At 55.4% G+C, this 6183-nt stretch carries 6 protein-coding genes; all 6 read left to right on the top strand.

Going from position 1 to position 6183, the window contains the following annotated elements; all coding sequences use genetic code 11:
• Nucleotides 1-2: 2 nt before the first annotated feature.
• Complete coding sequence (locus FBQ85_25230; GenBank protein ID MDL1878436.1) at nucleotides 3-491, top strand: hypothetical protein; 489 nt, start codon at nucleotides 3-5, stop codon at nucleotides 489-491.
• A gap of 72 nt (nucleotides 492-563) precedes the next feature.
• Nucleotides 564-1493, top strand: coding sequence for a dTDP-4-dehydrorhamnose reductase (gene rfbD / locus FBQ85_25225; GenBank protein ID MDL1878435.1), 930 nt, complete (start codon nucleotides 564-566; stop codon nucleotides 1491-1493).
• Between the two features lie 82 nt (nucleotides 1494-1575).
• A complete protein-coding gene (locus tag FBQ85_25220) occupies nucleotides 1576-2370 on the top strand; it encodes a polyprenol monophosphomannose synthase (protein ID MDL1878434.1) in 795 nt (264 codons plus the stop codon).
• A 179-nt stretch (nucleotides 2371-2549) separates the two neighbouring features.
• Nucleotides 2550-4727, top strand: coding sequence for a glycosyltransferase (locus tag FBQ85_25215; protein ID MDL1878433.1), 2178 nt, complete (start codon nucleotides 2550-2552; stop codon nucleotides 4725-4727).
• A 126-nt stretch (nucleotides 4728-4853) separates the two neighbouring features.
• Nucleotides 4854-5813 carry an acetyl-CoA carboxylase carboxyltransferase subunit alpha gene (locus tag FBQ85_25210; GenBank protein ID MDL1878432.1) on the top strand — a complete coding sequence of 320 codons (960 nt, stop codon included), beginning with the start codon at nucleotides 4854-4856 and terminating at the stop codon, nucleotides 5811-5813.
• Between the two features lie 157 nt (nucleotides 5814-5970).
• The coding region (locus FBQ85_25205) for a cupin (protein MDL1878431.1) at nucleotides 5971-6183 on the top strand (213 nt) is incomplete at its 3' end.

Genomic DNA, 6183 nt, shown 5'->3' with positions numbered 1-6183 from the left:
ACGTGCACGCGCTCGCGCTCGGCATCGATGCGAACGGCCGGCGTTATTATCGCCAGGTTCCCGACTGGCAGGCGTGGGTTAACACTTGCGATATTTTACAAGTGAATGAAAGAGAAGCGGCGACACTGAACGGGCATGAAGCGGGGGGCGCCAGCGACGCGGATTTGCTGGCGTTTGGCCGGAAGATTGCCGCGCAGGGGCCGCGTGTGTGTCACATCACCCTCGGCAGCCGGGGATCGCTGGTTTGTTATCGCCGCAGCGGCAACGTGTATCATGAGCATGTTGCGCCCATGCGCCATGTGCAGGCCGCAGACATAATCGGCTGCGGCGATGCCTTCGGCGCCGCGTTTTTGGTGCATTTTCTCCGGCACGAAGATGTGCCGGCGGCCACGCGCTTTGCCAATCGCGTTGCCGGTTTGAACACAACGTTTATGGGATCATTGACCCCGGAATTGTTTCACGCTCAGGTCAAGCCGTATTTAACGGATTAAGCGCCCGCTCCTTCTCGCGCACGGTGTGTGTCGTAGTTGCAAAAAGTGAGCAGGACGGCGCAACTAAAAATAATGAAGGATTGGTTTTCTATGAAATTGATGCGCAAGAAAGTGTTGATTGTGGGCGCCAACGGTTTACTCGGCCAGAATCTTTTACAGGCATTCGAGCACGATTATGATCGCGTGGCGAGCAACCGCAGCGACACATTTATTCTGGCACAGCCGGACATCAGTTACCGGCGTTGTGACATTACGAAACGAGCCGATGTCGTCAAACTCGTGAAAGATTTTGTGCCGAACTATATCATCAACGCCGCCGCTTTTACCAATGTTGACGGCAGCGAGGCGCAGCGCGAGGAATGCTGGCAGGTGAATGCCACGGCCGTCGGTTATCTCGCGGAAGCCGCCGCGCAAATCGGCGCGCGCTTGATTCACGTCAGCACCGATTATGTATTCGACGGCGCGAGCGGGCCGTATCGCGAAGACCAGCGCCCCAATCCGCTCGGGTTTTACGGCCGCGCCAAACTCGCGGGCGAAAATGCCGTGATCGGCAGCGGCGCAAATTATGCGATTGCGCGCACGATGGTGTTGTACGGCCACGGCGTCAATGTGCGGCCGAACTTTGTGACCTGGCTCATCAAACAACTGCAAACCGGCAATCCGGTGCGCATTGTGACGGATCAATTCGGCAATCCCACGCTCGCCAGCGAACTGGCGAGGGCGCTGCGCAAGCTGGCAGAATCAGGTCAAACCGGCATTTTTCATCTCAGCGGCGCGGAGATCATCGATCGCTATAACTTTGCGCTGCAGATCGCGGAGGTTTTTCATCTCAACAAAAAGCTGATCACGCCGATTCGCACTGCCGATCTCGAACAACAGGCGCTGCGCCCGACAAATTCGGGATTCGATATTGCAAAAGCCGTGAAAGAGCTGGGCATATCCATGTCAAACGTGGTGGAGGGATTGCAAAAATTCAAAACGGAGCTTGCCCAACACTCTTGAGGCAAGGGCGCAGCCTCGCACGAAATGCCCATCGCCCGTGACAGCCTCGTTGGAATTGCGCGTGGCAAGGAGTGAACTTGACATGCGATATAACCAAGTCTGGCAAACCAATGACGACACAACTGAGGAGGATTACCTGGTTGCCCTCGCCGAAAAACACGTTTTAGTCGTGGTTCCCACGTTCAACGAAGCCGGGAACATCAACATGCTTTTGGACCGCCTTTTTGGTTTGAATATTCCGACCTTGCACGTGTTGATCGTCGATGACAATTCGCCCGACGGCACCGCCGCCCTGGTTGCGCAGCGCAGCCTGCACGAGCCGCGCCTGCATCTCTTGCCGCGCGAGAAAAAAATGGGGCTCGGCACGGCTTATGTCGCAGGCTTCAAGTTTGCCTTGCAAAACGGCTTTGATTTGATTTTTGAAATGGATGCCGATCTCTCGCACAATCCCGAAGATCTGCCGCGTTTTCTCAGCAAAAGCAAGGAATACGATCTCATCATCGGTTCACGCTATCTCACCGGCGTCAATGTCACGAACTGGCCGCTCTCACGCCTGTTGCTCAGCTTGTTTGCCAATTATTATACGCGCCTGATCACGCGCATGCCCATCCGCGATTGCACCAGCGGCTTCAAATGTTTTCATCGCCGCGTGCTCGAAGCCATCACGCTCGATCACATCGTCTCCAACGGCTATGCGTTTCAAATCGAGCTGCACTACAAAGCCTGGCGCAAAGGGTTTCGCATTTGTGAAATTCCGATCGTGTTCACCGAGCGGCTGGCGGGAAAATCGAAAATGTCACGCAAAATTCAATATGAGGCCGCGCGCATGGTTTGGCATCTCAAAATTCGAGATTGGCTGGGCCGGCTTGACGATTGAACGCATGCGCGCCGAGGCAAAGAAGCGAAGTTGGTTTTGCATGAAACGCGAGATGATCGTGGGGCTTGGTAAACACAACGTTTGGGCTGGCCGGCTTCGCGGCGTGGGCATCCGCATAGGCGAACCTGCCGCGTTTCCGAAGGCCCGATCAATTACCGTCAATTTTAACAGAAGTAATCATGCCTGATCCTCTGCCACTGATTCAGGATTCCGCCCGCGCTGGCCGCCCGCGAGACAGTATTGTTGCAAGCGAGAATCCGCTTCCTGAAGTGGAGGAACTGCGCGAATTTTCCATTATTATTGTAAGCTATAACGTGCGCGAATTTTTACGGCAGGCGCTGCTCTCTTTGCGCAAAGCTTTAGCGGAGACTTCATCGGAAGTTTTTGTAGTCGATAACGCCTCTGACGACGGCTCGGCTGAAATGGTGCGCGCGCAGTTTCCCGAATGCGTGTTGATCGAGAACAGCACAAATCTCGGCTTTGCCGCGGCGAACAATCTGGCGCTCAAGCGTTGTCGCGGCCGATTGCTGGTGTTGCTCAATCCCGATACCGTTGTGCAGGAAGATACGTTCACCGCGATTCGTGGATTCATGCAAGCGCATCCGGGCACGGGCATGGTCGGCTGCAAAGTATTGAATCCCGACGGCACGCTGCAACTCGCCTGTCGCCGCAGCTTCCCGACGCCGTGGGTCGCATTCACCAAGCTCTCCGGATTGAGCGCGCTGTTCCCGCGCAGCTGGTGGTTTGGACGTTACAACCTGACCTATCTGCCCGAAGATGAAACCTGCGAAGTCGAGGCGATTTCCGGCTCGTTCATGGTGGCGCGCCGCGAGGCCGTGGCGCAGGTGGGTTTGCTCGACGAAGATTTTTTCATGTACGGTGAGGATCTCGATTGGTGTTTTCGCTTTCGCGCCGCCGGGTGGCGCATTCACTATTTTCCCGGCACACAGATCGTTCATTTCAAAGGCGAGAGTTCGAAGCGCAGCAGCATTGACAGCCTGCGCGTGTTTTATCAGGCGATGGGGCTGTTTGTGCGCAAGCATTTTCGCCGGCGCATGTTTGTGGTTTCGTATTGGCTGCTGCATGTCGCCATCTGGGTGCGCGCCACTGTTGCCTTCGCGCAATCCGCCTTTGACAAGCTTTCCGTGCCGTTCATCGACTTGCTGTTGATGCAGATCAATCTCGGCGCTGCCATCTGGCTGCGATTCGAGCGCAGCGCAGTGCTGTCAAAGTATATCATCGTTGACGTCGTTTATTCGCTGGTTTGGTTGATTTGCCTGGCGCTATTCGGCTGTTTTCAGCGCAGCCGTTTTTCTTCGTATCAAGCATTCCTGGCGACCTCGACGGGCTTTCTCATCAACGCGAGCTTGACGTATTTTTTCAACCAATACGCGTTTTCACGCCAGGTCGTATTGATTGCCGGCGGCCTCAATCTTCTGTTGTTATCGGGCTGGCGTTTGCTGGTGAAAGTGTTGTATCATGTCGGCATCGGCACTTACACCGGCACACTCGGTCGCACGCTGCTAGGCGCGCGCACGATCATCGTCGGCGATTTCGTTTCCGATGGCCCGCTGGTCGAGCGCCTCAAACTCAATATCGAAGGCAGCTATGAATTGATCGGCCTCGTCAGCCTCGCCCCGGAACAAATCGGCCAGAGTTATGCCGGGTTGCCGGTCATTGCTTCGCTCGACGAGCTGGAAGAACTGCTGCAATCGCCCTCCGCGCATCGCATTCAGCAAGTGATTTTTTCCACGCAGCGCGTGCCGTTTGATCGCATCATTCGCGTCATGTCGCGACCGCGCAAGCAGCCGATCAGCTTCAAACTCGCGCCCAGCCACCTCGACGTGATCATCGGCAAATCCGGCATCGACGCCATTGCCGATGTGCCATTGGTTGAGATTGAAAACCGCTTGCTCGAGCCGCTGCCGCGTTTGAGCAAGCGCGTGTTCGATGTGGTACTGGCCGCAGCGTTGTTGCTTCTCATCGCGCCGTTTTTCTTGCTGCGCTGGCTGGTTGTGCGGAAATTCGAGTCCCTGTCCCTCCAGTTGCCGCAGCGTCCGCCGTTCAAATTGTGGCATTTGAAAGGCGGCGGCCGCCTCGATCGCTGGCCCTGGTTATGGGAAATTTTGCGCGGCCGTCTCACCTGGGTTGGCCGCGAAATTTTCGAAGAAGCGGGAGAATCCGGGCGTTCCAAAGAAATCGATTTACCACCCGGCCTTACCGGCTTGGCGCAAGTGCGCAAACGAAAAATCCCGCTTTCGCAAGAAGAAAAAGATAAGTATTATTTGTATTATGTCACCCATTACAGCCCGTTGCTCGATTTGGAAATTTTATTCCGGGCAGTGTTCCGCATTTGATTGCCCTCGTCCGCCGCGGCTTGGCCGCAGCCGGTTTTTCGCTTGATGTAAAAGCGCGGGTTTGGCGCTCGCCGCCTCACACACGCAAGATCAATCGTTGTTGCCACCTCTAACTAAGGAAAAGTCATGAGCGGTTTTATCCTCGAATTTGAACGCCCGATTGCAGAGCTTGAGAAACGCCTGCAGGAAATGCGTGAGTATGACGCGACCACCAATGCGGGATTAGGGGAGGAAATCCGCAAACTTGAAGAAAAAACCAAGCGTTTGCGCGAAGAAACCTACGCCAAGCTGACGCGCTGGCAGCGCGTGCAATTGGCGCGGCATCCGCAGCGGCCGTATACCCAAGATTATCTCGATCGCATGGTGGAGGATTTCGTCGAGTTGCACGGCGACCGCGCGTTCGGCGACGATCCCGCGATCATTGCCGGCCTGGGCAAACTCGGAACGCACAAAGTCTTCATCGTCGGCCAGCAAAAGGGTCGCGACACCAAGCAAAAACTCTATCGCAATTTCGGCATGCCCCATCCCGAAGGTTATCGCAAAGCGCTGCGCGTGATGAAACTCGCGGCAAAATTCAAACGCCCGATCATTTCGCTGGTGGATACGCCCGGCGCCTATCCCGGCATCGGCGCGGAAGAGCGCGGCCAGGCCGAGGCCATTGCGCGCAATTTGCTCGAGATGTCGCATCTTCCCGTGCCCATCATCATCGTTATCATTGGCGAGGGCGCAAGCGGCGGCGCATTGGGCATCGGCGTGGGCGACCGCGTGTGGATGATGGAAAACACCTGGTACTCGGTGATTTCGCCGGAAGGCTGCGCCGCCATTCTCTGGCATGACAGCACCAAGGCCGAGCAAGCCGCAGAAGCCATGAAAATTGGCGCGAGCGACTTGATCAAGCTCGGCGTCATCGACGCCATCATCGAAGAGCCGAAAGGCGGCGCGCATCACGATTATGATGAAGCAGCGCGCATTCTGAAAGACTGTTTGATTTTTGAATTGGACAAACTCATCAAAATTCCAGCGGAAGAATTGATCGAGCAGCGCATCGCGAAATATGGCCGCATGGGATTTTTTGAGAGGAACTGAGCCGCGGCAATTCAACTCAAGACCGGCCGTCGTGAACAATTCGTATTGCCATTAATAATTTCCCTCAAAGCCCTCAACATTTTGTTCTGGGGGTGAATTGTTGTTTTGAAAATCAGCGCGTCAGACTTGCATCAAATCATCCCGGGAGGTTCAATAGATGCCGATTCATATCAAAAGTCCAACCATTATTCAAGCTGCCGGCAACAAGCCCAAACGCATTGAAGAGTTTGTTGGCCGCATCAATTCAGAAACGGAACACGTGAGCATCGCGCGCATGAAAAGTCCGGCCGGCTGGGTGGAGCCAGGCCAGACGCCGCAATTTGATGAATACACCGTGGTGTTGTCCGGGCTTCTTCGTGTTGCAACCAAA

Source organism: Cytophagia bacterium CHB2, assembly GCA_030263535.1.
Taxonomy (GTDB): domain Bacteria; phylum Zhuqueibacterota; class Zhuqueibacteria; order Zhuqueibacterales; family Zhuqueibacteraceae; genus Coneutiohabitans.
This window is presented reverse-complemented; position numbering and strand designations above follow the sequence as displayed.

Excerpts from the sequence above, each read along its gene's own strand:
- rfbD (MDL1878435.1), top strand. The coding sequence starts at position 564 with ATGAAGGATTGGTTTTCTATGAAATTGATGCGCAAGAAAGTGTTGATT.
- FBQ85_25220 (MDL1878434.1), top strand. The coding sequence starts at position 1,576 with ATGCGATATAACCAAGTCTGGCAAACCAATGACGACACAACTGAGGAG.
- FBQ85_25215 (MDL1878433.1), top strand. The coding sequence starts at position 2,550 with ATGCCTGATCCTCTGCCACTGATTCAGGATTCCGCCCGCGCTGGCCGC.
- FBQ85_25210 (MDL1878432.1), top strand. The coding sequence starts at position 4,854 with ATGAGCGGTTTTATCCTCGAATTTGAACGCCCGATTGCAGAGCTTGAG.